The organism is Achromobacter spanius (assembly GCF_029637605.1).
In the GTDB taxonomy this organism is placed as follows: Bacteria; Pseudomonadota; Gammaproteobacteria; order Burkholderiales; family Burkholderiaceae_B; genus Achromobacter; species Achromobacter spanius_E.
The window spans coordinates 3,555,736-3,575,440 of sequence record NZ_CP121261.1 but is presented as its reverse complement, the minus strand read 5'-3'; the positions used below and the strand labels follow the sequence as shown (position 1 = coordinate 3,575,440).

The following is a 19,705-nucleotide window of genomic DNA, read 5'->3' as shown; positions in this document are numbered from 1 at the left end:
ATCGATGCGCCGCGCTTTTTAAAATCTTGCGTTAAGAGCCGCCTAGCCGCAGCTCCACCGCCAACCCCCCGCCTTCCCGCGCGCTTAACGCCAGCGTGCCGCCCACCACTTCCGCCAACTGCTGCGCGATGGCCAGGCCCAGCCCGGTGCCACCCGTATCGCGGTTGCGCGAGCTCTCCAGGCGATAGAAGGGTTGCAGCACGGCGGCGCGCTCGTGTTCGGGAATGCCGGGGCCACGGTCCAGCACAAAGATCGACACCGTCGTGTCGCCATGCACCGCCACGTCCACTTCAGCCGCACCCGCGAACTTCAGCGCGTTGTCGATCAAGTTGCCCAGGATGCGGCGCAGCGCATGCGGGCGCGTCATCAGGGGCCCGGCGTGGTCGCCGTTCAGGCTGACGGGCTTGCCCGTGTCCTGATAGTCATAGACCAGGCTTTCCAGAAACGCGTGCAGGTCCACGCGCGCAGGCGTTTCGACCTTGCCGTGCGCGCTGCGCGCGTAGTCGATGCCTTCGCGCACCAGCCTTTCCACTTCGCTCAGGTCCTGCGCCAGCTTGTCGCGGTCTTCTGATGCGTCCATGAACTCGGTGCGCAATTTCATGCGGGTGATGGGCGTTTGCAGGTCGTGCGAGATGGCGCCCAGTATCTGCATGCGCTCGGCCACGTGGGCGGCGATGCGCGCTTGCATGGCGTTGAACGCGGTGGCGGCGTGCGCCACTTCGGCCGGGCCGCCTTCTTCCAGCAAGGGACTCTTGGTGTTCGGGTCCAGCGTCTCAGCGGCATGAGCCAGGCGCGTCAGCGGCCGCACGGCAAGCCGCACGGCTAGCCACGCGCAAACGATCAGCAGCAGCAACTGCACCGCCAGCACCACCAGCAGCCAGGGCTCGGGCCGCATCGACGACAGGTGGATATCCAGCACCACGGGCTGCCCATCGGACAGCACGACGCGTGCCTGGATATGTCGGGGGTCGTTTGCCATGGCGCGTATGGTCAGCGGGCGCGCGGTGCCCAGCGCCGCTTCGATGGCGCTGGCGGCATTGCGCGCGACGTCCAGCCGCAAGGGTTGATCGGCCTGGCCGTCGCTCAGCAGGTACTGGCGGTTCCCGCTGGAAAGACGCGGTAGCCAGGCTTCGCGTTCATCGGCGGGCAGACGGTCCAGCACGTCCACGGCGATGGCGACGTCGCGTTCCAGGTCGCCCAGCATCATGCTCTTGGTGGCGTTGTAGCGTTCGTAGAAGAGCGAGGCGAACGACAGGCCATAAGCCAGAATCAGCCCGATCAGGAAAATCAGGAACAGCCGCGCGACCAGGGTGCCGGGCCAGGAGGAACGCGGGCGGGCGGTGCGGTTCACTCGTTGGCTTCCGACACGTCGACCGCCGCCGCGAACACATAGCCTTCGCTGCGCACGGTCTTGATGTAGCGGGGCTCGCGCGCATCTTCGCGCAGGCGTTGGCGCAGGCGGCTGACCAGCAGATCGATCGAGCGGCCAAAGAAATCGGCGTCGCGGCCTTGGGTCAGGTTCAGCAGTTGATCGCGGTTTAGCACGCGCTGCGGGTGGTCCAGGAACACGCGCAGCAGCCGGTACTCGGCGCCGCTTAGCGACACCACCGTGCCGCTCTCATCCAGCAGGTGGCGCGCGGTGGTGTCCAGCCGCCAGTCGCCGAAGGCGATCTCGCGGCCTGGTTCCGTCACCTGGAAATTGGGCGGCAGCATGCGCGTGCGGCGCAGAATCGCCTTGATGCGGGCCAACAATTCGCGCGCCACAAAGGGCTTGACGAGATAATCGTCGGCGCCCATTTCCAGGCCCAGCACGCGGTCCATGTCGTCGCTGCGCGCGGTCAGCAGCAGGATCGGGATGCGGCGGTGCTTGCCGCTGCGCAGTTCGCGGCACAGCACCAGGCCGTCGTCGCCCGGCATCATGATGTCCAGCACGATCAGGTCGACGGACAGGTTTTCCAGCAGCGAACGCATCTGCCGGCCGTCGGCCGCCAGCGTGACGGTCAGGCCGTTCTTCTTCAGGAAGTTGCCGGCAAGCTCGCGTATTTCACGATCGTCGTCGACGATCATCACGTGATCAATCTGATCCATCTGCAGTGGCCTAAAGGGTTGGGGCGGCAACGCGCGCAAGCACGCGCGCGGCTAAGCGGATTTTATCCAAGGCGGCACCTTCAGCGGTCGGCCGGCGGCAGCGGGTCGCGGCGCGGTCGGGTATTGGCGATGAGCTGGCATTGGAAGGGCTTGGCGGCTTCGGTGCTGAAACCGCCGAACATCAACAGCAGTACGGCCAGAATGCGCTTCATAAGGGTCTCCGGTAGCAGGGCATGAACGGGTTATAGCGCCGGCCGCCGCCGCAAGTGTGTCGTACTGTGTACGCCCTGGCGGCAGATACATAAGCCAGGAAAAAACACGCAAAACCGGCACAAGCCGGATACGCGGCGCGGGTGCAATGGGGCCTCTTTCCAAAGGACTTGCCCCATGGACCTGATCAACACCCCCATCGCTTTGCTGGCCGGCATGCTGACCATTGCCTCGCCCTGCGTGCTGCCCTTGCTGCCGGTGCTGCTGGGCACCTCGCTGGAACGGCCGGACCGCTGGCGTCCCTTGTTCGTCGTGTCCGGCTTCGTGCTGGCGTTTGCCGGTCTGGGTATCGCGCTAAGCCTGTTGTCCACCCTGAATGCAACGGTACACGAAGCCGTGCGGTCCACGTCGATCGCGCTGCTGGCGCTGTTCGGCCTGGTGCGCATCTGGCCGCAACCTTACGACCGCCTGATCGCCCGCATCGGCGGCCCCTTGCAGCAATTGGCGTTCAACGCGGGCGGCTCGGGCAGCGGCAATGCGGGTGGCTTTGTGCTGGGGCTGTCGTTGGGGGCGGTGTGGACGCCCTGCGCCGGCCCGGTGCTGGCGTCGATTCTGGTGCTGGCCGCCAAGGCGCAGAACCTGACGCAATCCAGCACCTTGTTGTTGATGTTCGCCATTGGCGCGGGCATTCCGATGCTGGTGATCGCCTACGGCGGCCAGGCCATCGCGGCCCGGGTTCGTGGCCTGTCGCGCTACACGCAGCGCTTGCAGCAAGGCTTTGGCGTGCTGCTGATCCTGACTGCCGCCGCCATCTATTTCCAGTACGACATCCTGGCCTACGCCTGGATCAGCAACCTTTTCAACTGACCGTCCCTCACCTCAATTCAAGGAGTACGACCATGTTCGCCACGTTCAAGAAAATCGCGCTGGGCGCGCTGTTGGCCACGTCGCTGGCTGCCTCGGTGATGCCGCTTACCGCGCAGGCCGGCGCCTCCAAACCGACCCCCGCGCCGGAATTCACCGGCATCGAGCACTGGCTCAACAGCGACCCGCTGACGTTGGCGTCGCTGCGCGGCAAGGTGGTGCTGGTGGACTTCTGGACCTACACCTGCATCAACTGCGTGCGTACCTTGCCCTACGTGACTAGCTGGTATCAGAAGTACAAGGACCAGGGGCTGGAGGTGGTGGGCGTGCATACGCCGGAGTTCCCGTTTGAACGGTCCACGCCCAACGTGCAGAAGGCGCTGGAACGCTTCGGCATCACCTACCCGGTGGCGCAAGACAACCGCTACGCCACCTGGGATGCCTACCGCAACCAGTATTGGCCGGCCTTCTACCTGATCGACAAGCAGGGTCAGATCGTCTACCGCCATTTTGGGGAAGGCAAGTATGCGGAGACGGAGGCCGAGATTCAGCGCTTGTTGGCGCAGCCGGGTTGATTCGCAGGGGCGGAAACGGGGGGCGCGGTCGGTATGGCGCGGCGCAAAGCAGATATGCGATACCGCGCATAGCGCCACCCCGGTACGCCGCATACCATGCTCCAAACACAAAAACCCAAGGTTTGGAGACAGCATGAAGATCGCAAGCGCGCTGACGTCGGTCAGCCTGTGGCTGGGGGGCGCAACGATGGCGTGCGCCGTGGGAATGACGGCACCCGCCGTGGCAGGCGCCTACCCTGACCATCCCATCCGGCTGGTGGTGCCGTTTCCCGCCGGGGGCGCAACGGACCTGATGGCCCGCGCGCTGGCGCAAGGGCTGGGGGACAAGCTGGGCCAGGCTGTCGTGGTGGAAAACCGGGGTGGGGCGGGCGGGTCGATCGGCGCGGAGGCCGTGGCCAGCGCCGCGCCCGACGGCTATACCCTGCTGTACTCGACGATGGGGGTGCTGACCATCAACCCGTCGCTGTACGCCAAACTGCGCTATGACCCGCAAAAGAGTTTCGCGCCGATCACGCTGACTAACCTGACGTCGAACCTGCTGGTGGTGAACCCGGAATTGAACGTGAATTCCGTGGCGGAACTGGCGGCGCTGGCCAAGCAGCGGCCGGGTGAACTGACGTTCAGCTCGTCGGGCACCGGCACCACCAGCCATTTGGCGGGCGAAATGTTCAAGTCGACGGCCGGCGTGGATATCCGCCATATCCCGTACAAGGGCACCGCCGGCGCCATCAACGATTTTCTGGCGGGGCGGATTTCGATGATGATCGATACGTCCTCCAATTTCATCGAACAAGTGAAGCAGGGCAAGGTGCGTGCGCTGGGCGTGACCAGCCGCAAGCGCCTGCCGGTGCTGCCGGATGTGCCGTCGATTTCGGAAGCGCCGGGCTTCTCGACGTACGAAGTCAGCTTGTGGTCAGGCGTGCTGGCGCCGGCGGGAACGCCCCGCGCCGTGATCGACAAGCTGAACCAGGACATTGGCGCGGTGATGCAGTCGCCGCAGATGGTCGAGCGCATGGCGGGTTACGGCATCCAGACCACGCACAGCACGCCCGAAGCCTTCGCGGCCCAGATCAAGACCGACACGGTGAAGTGGGCACAGGTGATCAAGCAGTCCGGCGCCAAGGCAGACTGACATGACATCGATGATCCGATCCCTGCTGATGGCCGCCAGCGTGATGGCCGCCGTGGCGATGCCCGCCGCCCAGGCCGCCTACCCAGAGCGTCCGCTGACCCTGATCAACCCCTATGCGGCGGGCGGCCCCGCCGATGTCGTGGCGCGCAGCCTGGGCCGTGCGCTGGAAAAGCGGCTGGGCCAGCCGGTGGTGGTGGAAAACAAGCCGGGCGGCGGCGCGTCCATAGGCACGGGCTTCGTGGCCCGCGCCAAGCCTGACGGCTACACCTTGCTGCTGGGCACCTCCGCCGGCCACGTCGTTACGCCGCTGATGCAGAAGACGCCCTACGACGGCGTGGACGGCTTCGCCTTTTGCTCGGTGGTGGCGGTGCAACCCATCATGCTGGTGGTGAACCCATCGCGCGGCATCCGCGACGTGGCGACGCTGCTGGCGCGCGCCAAGGCCGAACCCGGCAAGCTCAGCTATGGCTCGGCGGGGGTGGGCGGCGCCACGCACCTGGGCGCCGAATTGTTTCAGCAGGCGGCGCATGTGCAGTTGAACCACATCCCGTACGCAGGCGCGTCGCCCGCCATCAATGATGTGGTGGGCGGGCAGATCGACCTGGCCATGCTGAACCTGTCGGCCAGCTTGCCGTTCATCCGTCAGGGGCGCTTGATTGCCTTGGCCTACGCGGCCGACAAGCGTTCGGCGCTGTTGCCCGACGTGCCCACGCTGGCTGAAGCGGGTGTGCCGGGCGCGCAGGCGGCAACCTGGTACAGCCTGGCCGCGCCTGCCGGTACGCCGCCCGACATCGTGCAGCGCTTGAGCAGCGCCGTGAGGGCCGTGAACGACGACCCCGAATACCGCCGCGTCATGCAAGAGCAGGCGATCGAGCTGATGTCGCTGACCCCGGCTGACGCCGAGGCCTACGTTCGCCGCGACCGTGCCGACATGCAGCGGCTGCTGAGCTCGCTGGGGCTGCTGGCAAAATGACACGACCTCCCGCCATTCACGCCAGAGCATGCCGCCATGAACTTTGATTTCAGCCAACTGGCGTCGGCCGACGCCTTCAAGCTGCTGTCCAGCGTGGTCGTGCCACGCCCGATTGCCTGGGTGGTCAGCCAATCGGCGCGCGGTGAGCTGAACGCCGCGCCCTTCTCATTTTTCAACGTGGTCAGCAGCGACCCGCCCATCGTGGCGTTGGGCATCGGCCCGCGCGGCGGCCAGTTGAAGGACACGTCGCGCAACATCCTGGACACGGGTGAATTCGTGATCAATCTGGTGTCGGCCGAATTGGCTCAACAGATGAATCGAACCAGCCTGGACTACGACGCCAGCGTCAATGAACTGGTGCGCGCGGGCCTCTCCACCCAGCCCTCGCGGATCGTGGCGCCGCCCCGCATCGCGCAAAGCCCGGCGGCGTTGGAGTGCAAGGTGTGGCAGGTGATCGAGGCCGCGCCGCAGCGCGTGATTGTGTTGGCGCGCGTGGTGGGCATGTATCTGCGCGACGATGCGCTGCTGAACCGTGAGCGCTTCCATGTGGATACGCCCGCGCTGGGACTGCTGGGGCGCATGCATGGCGCCGGCTGGTACGCGCACACCAGCGACCTGTTTCAAATGCTGGCGCCGGACGCGGCGAACGACCCGTCCGTGCGTCCGGCCCAAGGCCATTGACGCGCGTCGCGGCGCTTAACGAACAAGGAGCTAGACGATGAAGTTGCATTGGTCGCCCAGATCGCCATTTGTGCGCAAGGTGATGATCGTTCTGTATGAAACCGGCATTGAGGGCCAGGTGGAACTGGTTCGAACGCCGGTCGCGATGGACAAACCCAACCTGGATCTGGTGGCGGACAATCCCTTGATCAAGCTGCCCACCTTGGTCCTGGACGACGGTACGCCCTTGTATGACTCGCGGGTGATCTGTGCCTACCTGAACGGGTTGGCCGGGGGCCGCTTGTTACCGGCGGACGCCGCCGCGCGTCTGATCGCCGAACGCCGGCAGGCGCTGGGCGACGGCTTTCTGGATGCCTTGCTGCTGTTCCGGCAAGAGCGCAACAAGCCTGTGGAAAAGCAGACGGCGGCGTGGCTGGACGCTTTCGCGCTGAAGGTGCGCGCCGTGCTGGCCGCGCTGGAAGCGGAAGCGCCCGCGCTGGCGGCAAGCGATTTCGACCTGGGCGTGATCGCCATCGGCTGCGCCCTGTCGTACATGGACTATCGTTTTCCAGATATCGACTGGCGCGCCGGGCATCCCCAGCTTGCCGCGTGGCACCTGGATTTTTGCGCGCGTCCGTCTGTGGCGCGCAGCCAGCCTGACGAAACGCCGTGAATGTGGCATTCCCCGAACCAAGGATGATGATGAGCCGTATCCCGCTGCCTTCCCCCGACAGCATGACCAACGACCAGAAGCGCGTGTACGAGAAGATTGTCTCGGGCCCGCGCGGGCGTCTGGTCGGCCCCTTGCGCGCGGCGCTGCACAGCCCGGAACTGGCTGAGCGCTGGCAGGCGCTGGGCGCCTTGCTGCGTTTCGGCACCAGCCTGCCGCCGCGCGTCAGCGAACTGGCCATCGTGGTGACCGCGCGCCGCTGGAACAGCCAGATCGAATGGCATATCCACGCGCAGGCGGCGCGCGCGGCGGGTATTGCCGATGCGGTGCTGGACGCGATCCAGTCGCGCGCCACGCCGTCGTTCGAATCGCGTGACGATGAGGTGGTCTACGAATTCGCGCGCCAACTGCAAGAAACCGGCCAGGTGGATCCAGCACTGTATGCCGAGGCGGTTGCGCGCTGGCAGGCCGTGGGCGTGGTGGAACTGACGGCGGTGATCGGCTACTACACCATGGTGTCCATGACCTTGAACGCCCACGAGATCCCGATGCCGGACGATGCGCCCGCGCCGCTGGATACCCCACGGCAAGGGGACCAGCCCGCCTTGAGCGTCTTGGCACCGCTATCAAAGAAGGGGCAAGCATGAATACCGAAATGCCGCGCATGCCCGTCACGCCCAAGCACACGCTGCCCGCCTTGGCGTGCGACGCGCATTGCCATGTGTTCGGCCCCTATGACCGCTTTCCCTTGCAACACGCGTCGTCCTACGCGGCGCCGGATGCGCCCGTGGCGCGTTACCTGCAAATGTTGGACACGCTGGGCGCGTCGCGCGGCGTACTGGTGCAACCCGCGCCCTATGGCGTGAACCCATCCGCGCTGCTGGATGCCTTGGCGCAAGGCCGCGACCGCTTGCGCGGCATTGCGGTGGCCGACCCGTCGGTGACGGATGCGCAGTTGCAGGCCATGGTGGATGGCGGTGTGCGCGGACTGCGTTTTCTGGAAGCGCGCGACCCCGCGGGCAATCTCTTTCCCGGCAGCGTGGGCTTTGGCCAGATCGCCACGTTAGCGCCGCGCATGAAGCAGTTCGGCCTGCACGCCCAGTTGTGGGCGCCTTGCGATGCCTATGTGCAGCATCTGCCGGCCTTGGCCGCGCTGGACCTGCCGATCGTCATCGATCACCTGGGTAGCCTCGTGCCGGCGCGAGGTGCGGAAGACGCCGCGTTCCAACTGTTGCGTGGCCTGCTTGCCGACGGCCGCATCTGGATGAAGCTGACGCTATGCCGGGTGGGCGCCGCGCCCGACTACGACAACGCGCGCTTCATCCACGACGCGTTCACCGCCGCCAACCCCGATCAAGTGCTGTGGGGCTCGGACTGGCCGTTTGTGCGGATGGGCGCCTCGGCGCCGTCGGCCGATGCATTGGTGGACGTGGCGTACGAGTGGCTGGGCAATGATGTCCTGCGCAACAAGGTGTGGGTAGACAATCCGGCGCGGCTATACGGCTTCTGATTGCTGGAGGTTTGGCAAGGCTCAGGGGCTGGCGTGCCAGACCCCTTCGCCACCGATTTCCCGCACCAGGGTTTCGATCTGCGCCGCCACTTCCATCACCGTGCGCCCCGGTCCCTTGGACCGTGAAAACGCCATGGAGATGATGCGGCCCATGCTGGGATCGCGCAGCGCCGCGATGCTCAGGCGGCCCTCCTGCACTTCCTGCCACACGGCGTGCAGGGGCAGCACGGTGTACATGTGTTCATGTTCCACAATCGACTTCATCAGCGGCAGCGAGTCCGCTTCGATGAGCGGCGCAATGGTGATCTTGCGCGCCCGCGCCAGGCCGTCCAGCGCGTTGCGTAAGCCATTAGGGGCGCCGGGCAAAATGAAGGGCAGGCCATTTAGCTGGTCGAACGTGACTTCGCCGGACTGCGTGCGCGCATCGCCCGCCGCGCCCACCAGATACGAATCCACGTAGGCCAGCGCCTGCTCGCCCGGCGGGCATTTGTCGCCGTACCGGTACAGGATGGCGATGTCCACGCGGCTGTCCGTCAGCCACTCTTCAATCTGGCCGCTGGAGCCCTCAAGTATCTTCAGGTGAACCTTGGGGAAGTTTTTGCGCAAGCGCGAGAACAGGCGGCGGATGAGGGGATGCGCGGTGGACGGCAGCAGCCCCAGCGTGACCTCGCCGGCCGGTTCGCGGGCCTGCCCGTTCAGCTCCAGCTCCAGGCGCTCGGCGTCGCCCAGCAAGGTCTGCACCAAGGGGAACAGGCGTTCGCCTACCTCGGACAAATGCACGCCGCGCCCCGTGCGGTTGAAGAGCCGCGCGTTGCACTCGCGTTCCAGGGCGTTGATGCGGCGGCTGAGCACCGATTGGTCCTGGTCCAGGTAAAGCGCGGCACGCGTGATGCTGCCCAGCTCTGCAATGGCAAGAAACGCCCGCCATTTGTGCAGGTCGGCGGTAAGGTCCAGGCTCAGGCCGGTGGCTTTGGCGGAGGGCATGTTGGCAGGGCTAGGGTCGCAGGAAGGAACGCATAAGCGTACGGCAAAGCGCGCGAGGTTGGGGGATCAGACTGCAAGGGACATCACATCGCAAGGGGCGTCGAGCCCCAAGCGACATGCCTTCCCCAGCATCATTCCACCCCCAGCTTGCCGCGCCGGATCACGTCGCCCCATTTCTTGGATTCCGATTCCATTAGCGCGCGGTACTGGTCCGGCGTGGTGGCGGCCGGCATGGCGCCCTGGTCGATCATCTTTTGCCGCAACGTCGGGTCCGCCAATGATTTGGCGATGGCGTCCGCCATCTTGTCCACGATGTCCTTGGGCGTGCCCGTGGGCGCGATGATGCCGTAGTTGGATTCCACGATCACACCGGGAAAGCCCGCTTCGCGCGTGGTGGGCACATCCGGCAGCCCTTCGAAACGCTCGGGGCTGGCCACCGCCAGGGCGCGCAGCTTGCCCGCCTTGATGAAGCCCAACGCGGCGGAGGCATCCCCGGGAAACATCTGCACCTCGTTGGACAGCAGGGCCGTAACGGCCGGCGCAGCGCCCTTGTAGGGCACATGCATGATGTCGATGCCCGTCTGCTGCTTCAGCAGTTCGCCGCCCAGATGCGGGGTGGTGACGTTGCCGGCGGACCCGTAGTTGTACTTGCCCGGATGCTGCTTGGCGCTGCTGACGAAGGCGGCCAGTGTCTTGTCGGGCAACGAAGGATTCACCATGATCACCTGCGGAATGCGGGCCACCAACGACACGTACTGAATGCTGCCGACGTCGTAAGGCACCTTCATGACGTGGGGCAGGCCGGTGATGGCGCCCGGCACGCCAAAGCCGAACGTATTGCCGTCCGGCGTGGCCCGTACCGTGGCGTCCACGCCGATGGTGCCGCTGGCGCCCGCCTTGTTTTCGATCACGATGGTCTGGCCCAGCCGTTGGCCCAGCGCCGGCGCCAGCAGTCGCGCCAAGTTGTCCACCGAGCCGCCAGGCGGGTAGGGCACGATCAGCCGGATGGGCTGGCTGGGCCAGGGTTGCGCGGCCTGCGCCACGGGCGCAAGCGCCGCGCCCAGCAATACCGCCGCCACCGTCAGTGCGGGTGCTTTCTTCATTGTCTCTCTCCTGATGGCGCCCAAGCGTAGGCGCGCTGTTGTTATGCGCCGTCCAGACCCAGGACCTGTTTGGCGTAGATATTGCGTTGAATCTCGTTGGTGCCGCTGAAGATGGTGGCGGCCAGCGCGTTGACATACGGCGCCAGCGCGTGGACGCCGCCATCGCCATAGCCCAGCCGCATTTCCACGCCGCCGTATTCCTCGGCAATCTGGATCAGCAGCGCGCCCAGCCGTTCATGCGTTTCGGTGGCCCAGATTTTCAGCAAGGAAAGTTCCGGCGGCAGGGGGCGCCCAGCCCGCGCCATGTCGGCGAACACGCGGTACATGGCGGTCAGGTCGGCGGTGTCCAGCCGCAGTTCGGCAAGCCGGTCGGTGAACGCGGGGTCGGCCAGCAGACCGCGTTGCCGCGCCACGCTGAAGATCTGTTGCAGCGCATGGCTGGCATGCTTGGGGCTGCCCGAGAACAGCCGTTCAAAGCCCAACAGCGCCTTGGCGATGCCCCAACCGGCATTCAGTTCGCCCACCAGGTTGGCGCGCGGCACACGCACCTGGTCAAAGAACACTTCGCAGAATTCCTCGTGGCCGGACAGCGTCCGGATAGGGCGCCGGCTGACGCCGGGGCTGGCCAGGTCAACCAGCAGGAAGCTGATGCCCGCCTGCTTTTTGACGGTCTTGTCGGTGCGCACCAGCATGAACATGTGGGTGGCGTCCTGCGCCAGCGTGGACCAGGTCTTCTGCCCGGTGACAACGAGGTCGTCGCCATCGATCACGGCCTCGCAGCGCAAGGCCGCCAAGTCCGACCCGGCGTCGGGCTCCGAATAGCCCTGCGCCCAAACCGCCTCACCCGACAGGATGCCCGGCAGGAAGCGCGCCCGTTGTTCGTCGGTGCCATATCGGATAAGGATGGGGCCCAGCATCACCAGCCCCTGGTCAGGCGCGCGCGCCACGCCGTAGCGTTCGGCTTCTTCGATGAAGGCGATCTGCCGTGCGGGTGACAGCGCCATGCCCCCGTGTTCGCGCGGCCATGACGGGGCAATCCACCCTTGGCGCGACAAGGTGTAGTACCAGCCCTTGATCTCGTCCCAATGCAGGCGCCACGGCACATGGCGCAAGTGGGCGGGGTAACGCGCGCGGAAGAAGCGGCGCAAGAGGGCGCGGAAGTCGTCTTCCGGCATGGCGTTCCAGTCTGCCTCGCGGGGAAACTCCGCTTGGGCGTCATCCCGCACAGCCGCGTCATCGGTAGGGGGCGACGGGTCTTCGGCCAGCGCGCCATAGCGTTGCCGATGGGCCGTGGCATTGCCCAGCCACGCAGCCAGGTGCAGCGCGTTGCGAAAGTACAGGCTGACGTCGCATTCCTCGGTGTAGCCGATGGCGCCGTGTAGCTGGATGGCCAGGCGTGACGCTTCGAGGCTGGCGCGCGCCGCGCGTGCCTTGACCCGGCTGGCCACGATCTTGCGCGTGGTGGCATCAGGCGGCTGCGTTATCGCGGCCGGCGTGTCGCACAGCGTGTTCAGTGCATCTTGCAAACTATTGGCCGCCAACTCAACTTGCATGACGGCGTCCACCAAGCGGTGCTGCAAGGCCTGAAATGATGACAGCGGCTTGCCGAACTGATGGCGCGTATTCAGATAGGCGACCGTATCGGCCAGCACTTGCCGCGCCAGGCCGATCATTTCGGCCGACTGCATCAGCCGGCCGTAGTCCAGCGCAGCGTCAACGGCGTCCAACACATCGTGGCGGGCAAGCAAGGCTTGCGCGGGCACCACGGCGGCTTCGATGCTCAGGTGGCAAGCGGCGGTGCCGTCGGCGCGCGCATGCGCTTGCAGGGTCAGGCCGGGCGTGCCGGCTTCCAGGTAGAACAGCGCGGTGCCCTGTTCGCCGTCCGCCGTTACCAGCCAGCCGTCTACGCCATCGCCTGGAATGACGTGGCGCTTTTCGCCGTTCAGCACGTATGTGCCTTCGCGCGCCGTGACGCTGACGCCGAAGACGCCCGCGGCTTCGCCGGCTTCCAACTGGCCTTCGGTTTCTTGCCAGGCCACGCCGATGATGCGCGTGCCGGCGCACAGGTCTTGCAGCAACGTGTCGCGCAGCGCCGATCCGGGTACGGGATCGATACGCGCCAACAGCGCGGCGGCCAGCACGCCGGCGCCCACCAGCGGCTCGGGCAATTGCGCGCGGCCGGCTTCCTCGACCACTGCCGCCATCGCGTGCCACCCCAGGCCCAGCCCGCCCAGTGATTCGGGCACGCTCATGGCCAGCCAGCCCACGTCGGCGATGTCGCGCCAATAGTCGCGATCGATTCCGCTTGCCGTGCGCTTGCGTTGCCGCTGATCGCGGCGCGAAAGAAAGTCGCGGGCGCTGTCGCGAATTTCTTCGATCAGCGCATGGTCAACGTTGCTCATACGATGCCCTCGGCGTGCAGGCGCGCGATCTCGTCTTCGGACAGGCCCAATTCACCGCGCAGCACCGCCGCCGTGTGTTCGCCCAACAGGGGCGGCGGCAGGCCGGGTGCGATCGGCGTCCCGGAAAAATGAATCGGGTTGTTGATGACGGGCATGTCGCCCAGTTCGGGATGCAAGACGCTGCCCAGTACCTTGCGGTGCCGCACCTGCGGGTCTTCGAATACCTGATCCATCGTGTAGATCGGGCCGCAAGGCACGTTGGCGGCCGCCAGCGCGTCATTCCATTCGCTGACGGTGCGCGCCAGCATGGCCGGCTCGATCAGGCGCGACAGGTCCGTTTGCGCGGCGGCGCGCTTCGGATTGCTGACAAAGCGCGGGTCATCGGCCAAGGCAGGCAGGCCAATGACCGAGCAAAAGCTGCGAAACTGCGAGTCGTTGCCCACGGCCACCATCAGGTGGCCATCGCGGCAGGCAAAGGCGCGAAACGGCGCGGTTATCTGTGAGGCCGAGCCCATGCGCGCAGGCAGTTTGCCGCTGGCCAGGTAGTTCATGCCGATGTGTGAAATGGCGGCGATCTGCGCATCCAGCAGCGCCAGGTCGATATGCTGGCCCACGCCGGACACCTGGTCGCGATGCCGCAACGCCGCCAGAATGGCCGCCACGGCGTAGAAGCCCGCCGTCAGGTCCGACACCGAATAGCCCGCTTTCACGGGGCCGGCGCCCGGCTCGCCATCGGGCACGCCGGTGACGCTCATCAAGCCGCTCATGGACTGGAAGATGGGGTCGTAGCCGGGCAGGTGGCTATAGGGGCCGGTCTGGCCGAAGCCGGTGATCGAGCAGTACACCAGTCGGGGGTTGATCGCGGACAGCGATGCATAGTCCAACCCGTAGCGGCGCAGGTCGCCTGCCTTGAAATTCTCGATCACGATGTCGGCACCCTGCGCCAAGCGATGAACCAGGGCTTGTCCTTCAGGTCGCGAGATATCGATCGTCAGGGATTTCTTGCCACGGTTCATCGCCACGAATGAAGAGGTCTGCGCGCTGGGTTCGCCCTTGCGGTCGGGCATCGGGTAGCCCTGGTGCCGCACGTCGTCGCCCCGGCCCGGGCGTTCCACCTTGATGACGTCGGCGCCAAAGTCCGCCAGCATCTGCGCCGCCCAGGGGCCGGAGAACACACGGCTCAGGTCCAGGACTTTCACGCCCTCCAATGCTCCGTTCATGACGGCTCCTTATTTGCCCTGGAATACGGGCGCGCGCTTTTCCAGGAAGGCGCGGCGCGCTTCCTGGGCGTCTTCGGTCTTGGCGATGGCGGCGGTCATGTCCTGCTCGTACCGGTAGCCGTCGCGCAGGCTCATGTCTTCGATGGCGTTCAGCGTCTGCTTGGCCAGCACGGTGGCCAGGGGGCTCTTGGACGCCAGCTCATGCGCCAATTCCAGGGCGCGGTCCATCAAGGCCTCGGCGGGCACGGACGCTTCAACAATGCCCAGCCGATAGAGCTCGTCGCCATCCACGCGCAGGCCCGTCAGCATCATCCTGCGCAGGCGCGAATGGCCGAACAGGCGCATGCCATGGCGTCCGCCTCCCAGCAGGCCCACGTTGATTTCCGGCAGGCCCACGACCGCCGTGGACGCGGCCAGCAAGATGTCGCAAGAGGCCACGATGGCCAGGCCCGCGCCCAGCGCCGCGCCATTGATCGCTCCGATCACGGGCTTGGTGCATTCGCGGATGGCGTGAAAGCACTCACGGGTGCGGCGCGAATGCTGCGGCAGGTCTCCCGGGCCCTTGATGATGGCCGCGCGGTTCTTCAAGTCAGCGCCCGCGCAGAACGTCTTGCCTTGGCCAGACAGCACCACGGCACGTACTTCCGGAGTTTCCGAAATGCGGTCCAGCACCCAGGACAACTCGTTCATCATCTCGGTGCTCAGGGCGTTCACGGGCGGGTTGGCCAGCAGGATGACGGCCACGCCGTGGTCCACGGTGACGTCCAGCGCGGTGTAGGGGCCGGTCAAGTTTTCAGGCAGGGTCATGGTCCAGAGTCTCCGTCTTGTTCAAATGATCTTGCGCTGGCGCAAGTCCTGGATCTGTTGCGTGCTGAGGCCCAGTTCCGCCAGCACGTCAGCGGTGTGTTGGCCCAGCAGCGGGGGGGCGCGGTCCGCCCGCAAGTCCGCCGTGGCAAAGCGCAAGGGGTTCATCACTTGCGGCACCGTGCCGGCGGCCGGATGCGGCAGGCGGCGCAGCATGGCGCGGTGCGCCACCTGCGGGTCGTCGAATACTTCGGGAACGGTGTTGATGGACCCTGCCGGCACGCCGGCATCCTTTAACGCCGCCAGCCAGTGCGCACGCGGCTGCGCGACGATGATGGCGTCCAGGATCGGGTCTAGCGTGGCTTGATTGGTCACGCGCTGGCTGTTGCTGACGTAGCGGGGGTCTTGCGCCAGTTCGGGCTTGCCCAGCACGCGGCACAGGGTGGCGAACTGCGCGTCGTTGCCGACCACGATGACGATGTCGCCATCGGCGCAGGCGAAGGTGCGTTGCGGCTGGATGTTCGGGTGCGCGGTGCCGGTACGGCGCGGCACGCGGTTGCCCAACAGGAAGTTCATGGCCTGGTTCGCCAAGAGGCCGACCTGCACGTCCAGCATGGCGACGTCGATGTACTCGCCCTGGCCCGTTTGCGAGCGCCGCAGCAGGGCGGCGACGATGCCCAGCGCGGCGTAGACGCCAGTGGTCAGGTCCACGATGGGCACGCCCACTTTCTGCGGGCCGCCGCCGGGTTTGTCGTCGCGTTCGCCCGTCACGCTCATCAGGCCGCCCATGGCCTGGATCAGGAAATCGTAGGCCGGCTCGGCGGCGCGCGGGCCGGTCTGCCCAAAGCCCGTGACCGAGCAATACACCAGGCGCGGGTTGATCTTCGACAGGGAGTCATAGTCCAGCCCCATGCGCGCCAGGGTGCCGACCTTGTAGTTCTCAAGCACCACGTCCGCGTCGCGGCATAGGTCCTTGACCAGCGCCTGGCCTTCAGGCGTCTGCAGGTCCAGCGTGATGGAGCGTTTGCCACGGTTGGTGGCGATGAAGTAGGCGCCGTCGCTGGTGTCCTGGCCCTGTTCGTCCTTCAGGAACGGAGGCCCCCAGGATCGGGTGTCGTCGCCCAGGCCCGGCCGCTCGACCTTGATGACGTCCGCACCCAGATCGGCCAGGATCTGGCTGGCCCAGGGGCCGGCCAGAATGCGGCTCAGGTCCAGCACTTTCACGTTTGATAACAGCGGCTGCAAAGCCTTCTCCTTGACTCCTGTTGTGTGCAGGTAGTCTAGGATTTCCGGCTTGCGGCGGGATGCACCCGGCGCACAAAGCTGTTATGCGTTTCGCGCACCGTCAAGGGCGGCGGCGCGGGGCGGATGGGGGAAAGTCTTAGCGACCCGTATCCGGATAGTTCGGACCCGCGTCGTGAAAGCCGCCTTCACTGTAGGGGTTGACGGCGCCGGGGTGGGGCGGGCCGCCCGGGCCGGAGGTGCAGCCGCTTATCACCACGGCGCTTGCCAGCAGGGCAAGCAAACGAATCAATGAGGGTGTCATGTCAGTCTCCCGCGGCTGCGCCTTGGCAAGCGCGTCGTACGCAGCGTGTGCGGAAGATTATAGGCGCCGACCAAGGGGTCGTTCAGGTCGGCGCAGCCTGCCTTCTGGCAAGCGACGGGCGCGGCTTGGCCCAGCGTCAGCAAGGTCAGCGGCAGGCCGTTGTGGTCCTGGCGCTTGGTGTCCAGCGTGAGTTCGCCGGGCACTAGATACCAGCCTTCCTTCATGGCCTTCTGGCCGGTCAGGCGGATCTCGTACGGCCAGTCGGCCACGGCGTCATTGTCCTGGTGGTCGTCCACATGGATCACCATGCGCACGGTGGCTTTGCGGCCAGCCATCAGCGCCTTGTAGTCGCCGTGGGGGCGGTATGGACGCCAAGCGCCGGCCCAGTGCTGGCGTCGATTCTGGTGCTGGCCGCCAAGGCGCAGAACCTGACGCAATCCAGCACTTTGTTGTTGATGTTCGCCATCGGCGCGGGCATTCCGATGCTGGTGATCGCCTACGGCGGCCAGGCCATCGCGGCAAGGGTGCGTGGCCTGTCGCGCTATACGCAGCGCTTGCAGCAAGGCTTTGGCGTGCTGCTGATCCTGACCGCCGCCACCATCTATTTCCAGTACGACTTCCTGGCCTACGCCTGGATCAGCAACCTTTTCAACTGACCGTCCCTCACGTCAATTCAAGGAGCATGACCATGTTCGCTACGTTCAAGAAAATCGCGCTGGGCGCGCTGTTGGCCACGTCGCTGGCCGCCTCGGTGATGCCGCTTACCGCGCAGGCATTTTGGGGAAGGCAAGTATGCGGAGACGGAGGCGGAGATTCAGCGCTTGTTGGCGCAGCCGGGTTGATCGGATTGTCGGGCTAAGCGGATTGGCCGGGCTTATCCGCTTCGCTGGATTCATGCCCGCCCGCCATCTGTGCCGCGCACCAGTCGCGGACTTTTTCCAGTATGGGGGGCGGAGTTTTGCCGTCCAGGGTGACGAACATGAATTGCGAGCTGAGCGCAAGCGGCGGCGACAAATGCAGCGGCGCCAATTCGCCGCTTTCCATCAGGGCGCGGGCCACTTGCAGCACGCCGAAGAATACAGCGTCGCTGCGCCGCACCACTTCGACCAGGGCGTTGACGTCGTTCGACTGGTACTGGATGGCGTCGTGGAAGTGGGTGCGGTTGCCGAAGTACTCGTTCAGACGGTGGAGCACATCATTGCTCATCGCGCGGCCGCTCGCGGCCAGCGGATATTTGCGTAGTTCGGCAAACCTAAGGGCGTGCTGATGTTGCAGCAGCGGATGGCCGGCACGGCAGACAAAGCCCAGCGGCGTGGGCGGAAACAGATCCAAGGTCAGGTCGTCGTGCGCGGGTACCTGGCTGCGGTGCAGGATCAGCGCGTCGACCTCGCCGTCGCGCAGTTCCTGCAACTGCATGTCGGCCGTGCCGCCACTGAGCTGCACCTTGATGGCGGGATACCGCTGCATCAGGTGCTGCAATAGGTGCACGGACAGCATCGCGGTGGGCGCGGGGCCAAGCCCCAGGCGCAGGGTGCCGCCTTCGACGTCGGCCAGAATCTTGGCGCTGCGCCGCAGTTCCGCCAATTCGACGCGCACTCGGCGCGCGCGGGCCAGTGCCAGTTGGCCCAGCGCGGTCAGCGTCTTGTTCTTGCCGCGTTCCAGCAGCGGCCCGCCCAATTCCTCTTCCAGCGCCTGGATGCTGCGGCTGAGCGCGGGTTGCGTCAGGTGCAGCTTGTCGGCAGCGCGACTGAAAGACTGGGTTTCGACCACGGCCAGAAAATGGTCCAACTGCTGAAGGTTCATGCGCCTTTGCTGGAAATTATTCATTTTGATTATGCAAGGTAAGCCGATTATGCATTGGACGGCAATTAGTGGCGATCCTAAGATCGCTTCATTTCCGCCGCATGCCGGCACCCGTTTTCAGTGAGCCGCTATGGTCCAGACGCGATGTTTTCGTGATGCCGCAACGACGCAATATCCCGATGGTCCGCTGCGCCGCTGGCTGGTGGGCCTGAGCATGGCCTGCGCCTTGATCTCGCCGTTTGCCGCGCAGGCGGATTACCCAACGAAGCCGGTTTCGGTCGTGGTGCCGGTATCGGCCGGTGGTGCGGCGGACGCGTTGGCGCGCGCCTGGGCCAGCTACGTCGCCAAGTCGATTGGCGGCACCGTCATTGTCGAGAACAAACCCGGCGCCAATGGCAGCATCGCCGCGGCCTACGTCGCCAAGCAGCCGGCGGACGGCTATTCGCTGCTGTTCGGCAGCACGTCGAACATGTCGTTGAATCCGTTCTCGTACAAGACCTTGGCCTACAACCCTGTGCGCGACTTTGATCCGGTGACGATGATTGCCGGCACGTCGCAAGTGCTGGTTACGAATCCGGCCAGCGGCATCAAAAGCGTTGACGATCTGGTCAAGGTGGCTAAGAGCAAGCCTGGTGTCCTGAATTACGGGTCGGCCGGCATGGGCAATTCCACGCACCTGAACGTGGCTTTCCTGGCGCAGCATTTTGGCCTGCAGATGTCGCACGTGCCGTACAAGGGCGCGGCGCCGGCCATGATGGATCTGGTGGGCGGGCAGATCGACCTGACGGCGGATGCGCTGTCGGGCGCGATCCCGCAGATCAAGACGGGCAAGGCCGTGCCGCTAGTCGTTTTCGGCAGCCAGCGCGTGGTCGAACTCCCTGATGTGCCCACCATCTACGAAGTGGGCGCGAAGGATTTTCCCAGCGACGGCTGGTATGGCCTGATGGCGCCCAAAGGCACGCCGCCCGCCGTGTTGGCTCGGTTGACCGAGGCAACGCGGGCATTCTGGGCCGACCCGAGCGCGCGCGCGCAGATGGCCCAGATCTATATGCTGCCACCCGCGACCTTTGGTGGTCCGGCGGTGGCTGATGCCATGCAGCGCGAAGCTTCCACCTGGGGGCCGATCATCAAGCGCCTGGGCATCCAGAACGATTGACCCCG

22 protein-coding genes and 1 pseudogene are annotated in these 19,705 nt (G+C 65.7%); 11 read left to right on the top strand and 12 right to left on the bottom strand.

Translation table 11 applies throughout. From position 1 onward, the window contains the following. Positions 1-31: 31 nt before the first annotated feature. The 3 genes from P8T11_RS15925 to P8T11_RS15915 all read right to left on the bottom strand — a co-directional run bounded on the left by P8T11_RS15925 (position 32) and on the right by P8T11_RS15915 (position 2,300). The gene (locus P8T11_RS15925) at positions 32-1,351 is read right to left on the bottom strand and encodes a sensor histidine kinase (RefSeq protein ID WP_268081046.1); all 1,320 of its coding nucleotides are present in this window, start codon (positions 1,349-1,351) and stop codon (positions 32-34) included. Then, on the bottom strand, positions 1,348-2,088 hold the full coding sequence (locus tag P8T11_RS15920) for a response regulator (protein WP_259250447.1): 741 nt from the start codon (positions 2,086-2,088) through the stop codon (positions 1,348-1,350). Before P8T11_RS15920 ends, P8T11_RS15925 begins: the two co-directional genes overlap by 4 nt. 80 nt (positions 2,089-2,168) lie before the next feature. Continuing rightward, positions 2,169-2,300, bottom strand: coding sequence for a hypothetical protein (locus P8T11_RS15915; protein WP_268081047.1), 132 nt, complete (start codon positions 2,298-2,300; stop codon positions 2,169-2,171). A 175-nt stretch (positions 2,301-2,475) separates the two neighbouring features. Between P8T11_RS15915 and P8T11_RS15910 the strand changes: the two genes are divergently transcribed. The 8 genes from P8T11_RS15910 (at position 2,476) to P8T11_RS15875 (ending at position 8,682) form a co-directional block, all read left to right on the top strand. Further along, on the top strand, positions 2,476-3,165 hold the full coding sequence (locus P8T11_RS15910; RefSeq protein ID WP_268081048.1) for a cytochrome c biogenesis CcdA family protein: 690 nt from the start codon (positions 2,476-2,478) through the stop codon (positions 3,163-3,165). Positions 3,166-3,197: 32 nt separating this feature from the next. Further along, positions 3,198-3,737, top strand: a complete 540-nt coding sequence (locus P8T11_RS15905) for a thioredoxin family protein (protein WP_259250442.1) — start codon at positions 3,198-3,200, stop codon at positions 3,735-3,737. A gap of 133 nt (positions 3,738-3,870) precedes the next feature. Further along, positions 3,871-4,869, top strand: coding sequence for a Bug family tripartite tricarboxylate transporter substrate binding protein (locus P8T11_RS15900; RefSeq protein WP_268081049.1), 999 nt, complete (start codon positions 3,871-3,873; stop codon positions 4,867-4,869). Between the two features lies 1 nt (position 4,870). Next, entirely contained in the window at positions 4,871-5,842 is a 972-nt protein-coding gene (locus tag P8T11_RS15895; RefSeq protein WP_418910297.1) for a tripartite tricarboxylate transporter substrate binding protein, read from the top strand. Between the two features lie 36 nt (positions 5,843-5,878). Then, positions 5,879-6,523 (top strand): flavin reductase family protein, encoded by a 645-nt coding sequence (locus P8T11_RS15890; RefSeq protein ID WP_268081051.1) that lies wholly within the window; start codon positions 5,879-5,881, stop codon positions 6,521-6,523. A gap of 37 nt (positions 6,524-6,560) precedes the next feature. Then, the gene (locus P8T11_RS15885) at positions 6,561-7,175 is read left to right on the top strand and encodes a glutathione S-transferase N-terminal domain-containing protein (protein ID WP_268081052.1); all 615 of its coding nucleotides are present in this window, start codon (positions 6,561-6,563) and stop codon (positions 7,173-7,175) included. 29 nt (positions 7,176-7,204) lie between these two features. Continuing rightward, positions 7,205-7,819: a carboxymuconolactone decarboxylase family protein gene (locus P8T11_RS15880; RefSeq protein ID WP_268081053.1), complete on the top strand. Its 615-nt coding sequence runs from the start codon at positions 7,205-7,207 to the stop codon at positions 7,817-7,819. After that, positions 7,816-8,682, top strand: a complete 867-nt coding sequence (locus tag P8T11_RS15875; protein ID WP_268081054.1) for an amidohydrolase family protein — start codon at positions 7,816-7,818, stop codon at positions 8,680-8,682. The genes P8T11_RS15880 and P8T11_RS15875 overlap by 4 nt, the downstream gene beginning before the upstream one ends. Before the next feature lie 21 nt (positions 8,683-8,703). Here P8T11_RS15875 and P8T11_RS15870 read toward each other — a convergent pair whose 3' ends face one another. The 8 genes from P8T11_RS15870 to P8T11_RS15835 form a co-directional block, all read right to left on the bottom strand. After that, positions 8,704-9,666: a LysR family transcriptional regulator gene (locus P8T11_RS15870; protein ID WP_259250434.1), complete on the bottom strand. Its 963-nt coding sequence runs from the start codon at positions 9,664-9,666 to the stop codon at positions 8,704-8,706. A 131-nt stretch (positions 9,667-9,797) separates the two neighbouring features. Next, on the bottom strand, positions 9,798-10,769 hold the full coding sequence (locus P8T11_RS15865) for a Bug family tripartite tricarboxylate transporter substrate binding protein (RefSeq protein ID WP_268081055.1): 972 nt from the start codon (positions 10,767-10,769) through the stop codon (positions 9,798-9,800). Positions 10,770-10,810: 41 nt separating this feature from the next. Then, positions 10,811-13,171 (bottom strand): acyl-CoA dehydrogenase, encoded by a 2,361-nt coding sequence (locus tag P8T11_RS15860; RefSeq protein ID WP_268081056.1) that lies wholly within the window; start codon positions 13,169-13,171, stop codon positions 10,811-10,813. Further along, positions 13,168-14,391, bottom strand: coding sequence for a CaiB/BaiF CoA transferase family protein (locus tag P8T11_RS15855; RefSeq protein ID WP_268081058.1), 1,224 nt, complete (start codon positions 14,389-14,391; stop codon positions 13,168-13,170). The genes P8T11_RS15860 and P8T11_RS15855 overlap by 4 nt, the downstream gene beginning before the upstream one ends. 9 nt (positions 14,392-14,400) lie before the next feature. Beyond that, complete coding sequence (locus P8T11_RS15850) at positions 14,401-15,198, bottom strand: enoyl-CoA hydratase/isomerase family protein (protein WP_268081059.1); 798 nt, start codon at positions 15,196-15,198, stop codon at positions 14,401-14,403. 21 nt (positions 15,199-15,219) lie between these two features. After that, positions 15,220-16,440, bottom strand: coding sequence for a CaiB/BaiF CoA transferase family protein (locus tag P8T11_RS15845; RefSeq protein WP_268081060.1), 1,221 nt, complete (start codon positions 16,438-16,440; stop codon positions 15,220-15,222). Between the two features lie 136 nt (positions 16,441-16,576). After that, positions 16,577-16,741 (bottom strand): hypothetical protein, encoded by a 165-nt coding sequence (locus P8T11_RS15840; RefSeq protein ID WP_167400968.1) that lies wholly within the window; start codon positions 16,739-16,741, stop codon positions 16,577-16,579. Beyond that, entirely contained in the window at positions 16,738-17,076 is a 339-nt protein-coding gene (locus P8T11_RS15835; RefSeq protein WP_268081062.1) for a hypothetical protein, read from the bottom strand. The genes P8T11_RS15840 and P8T11_RS15835 overlap by 4 nt, the downstream gene beginning before the upstream one ends. Between P8T11_RS15835 and P8T11_RS15830 the strand changes: the two are divergent. Both P8T11_RS15830 and P8T11_RS15825 read left to right on the top strand, forming a co-directional pair. Next, a pseudogene (locus P8T11_RS15830) lies at positions 17,056-17,397 on the top strand (cytochrome c biogenesis CcdA family protein); the annotation flags it as partial. The gene P8T11_RS15835 and the pseudogene P8T11_RS15830 overlap by 21 nt on opposite strands. A 32-nt stretch (positions 17,398-17,429) precedes the next feature. Further along, positions 17,430-17,600 carry a hypothetical protein gene (locus P8T11_RS15825; protein WP_268081063.1) on the top strand — a complete coding sequence of 57 codons (171 nt, stop codon included), beginning with the start codon at positions 17,430-17,432 and terminating at the stop codon, positions 17,598-17,600. Here P8T11_RS15825 and P8T11_RS15820 read toward each other — a convergent pair. Next, positions 17,597-18,544 carry a LysR family transcriptional regulator gene (locus P8T11_RS15820; RefSeq protein ID WP_268081064.1) on the bottom strand — a complete coding sequence of 316 codons (948 nt, stop codon included), beginning with the start codon at positions 18,542-18,544 and terminating at the stop codon, positions 17,597-17,599. The genes P8T11_RS15825 and P8T11_RS15820 overlap by 4 nt on opposite strands. Before the next feature lie 130 nt (positions 18,545-18,674). Here P8T11_RS15820 and P8T11_RS15815 point away from each other — a divergent pair, with 130 nt between their 5' ends. Further along, entirely contained in the window at positions 18,675-19,700 is a 1,026-nt protein-coding gene (locus tag P8T11_RS15815; protein WP_268081065.1) for a Bug family tripartite tricarboxylate transporter substrate binding protein, read from the top strand. Positions 19,701-19,705 lie beyond the last annotated feature (5 nt).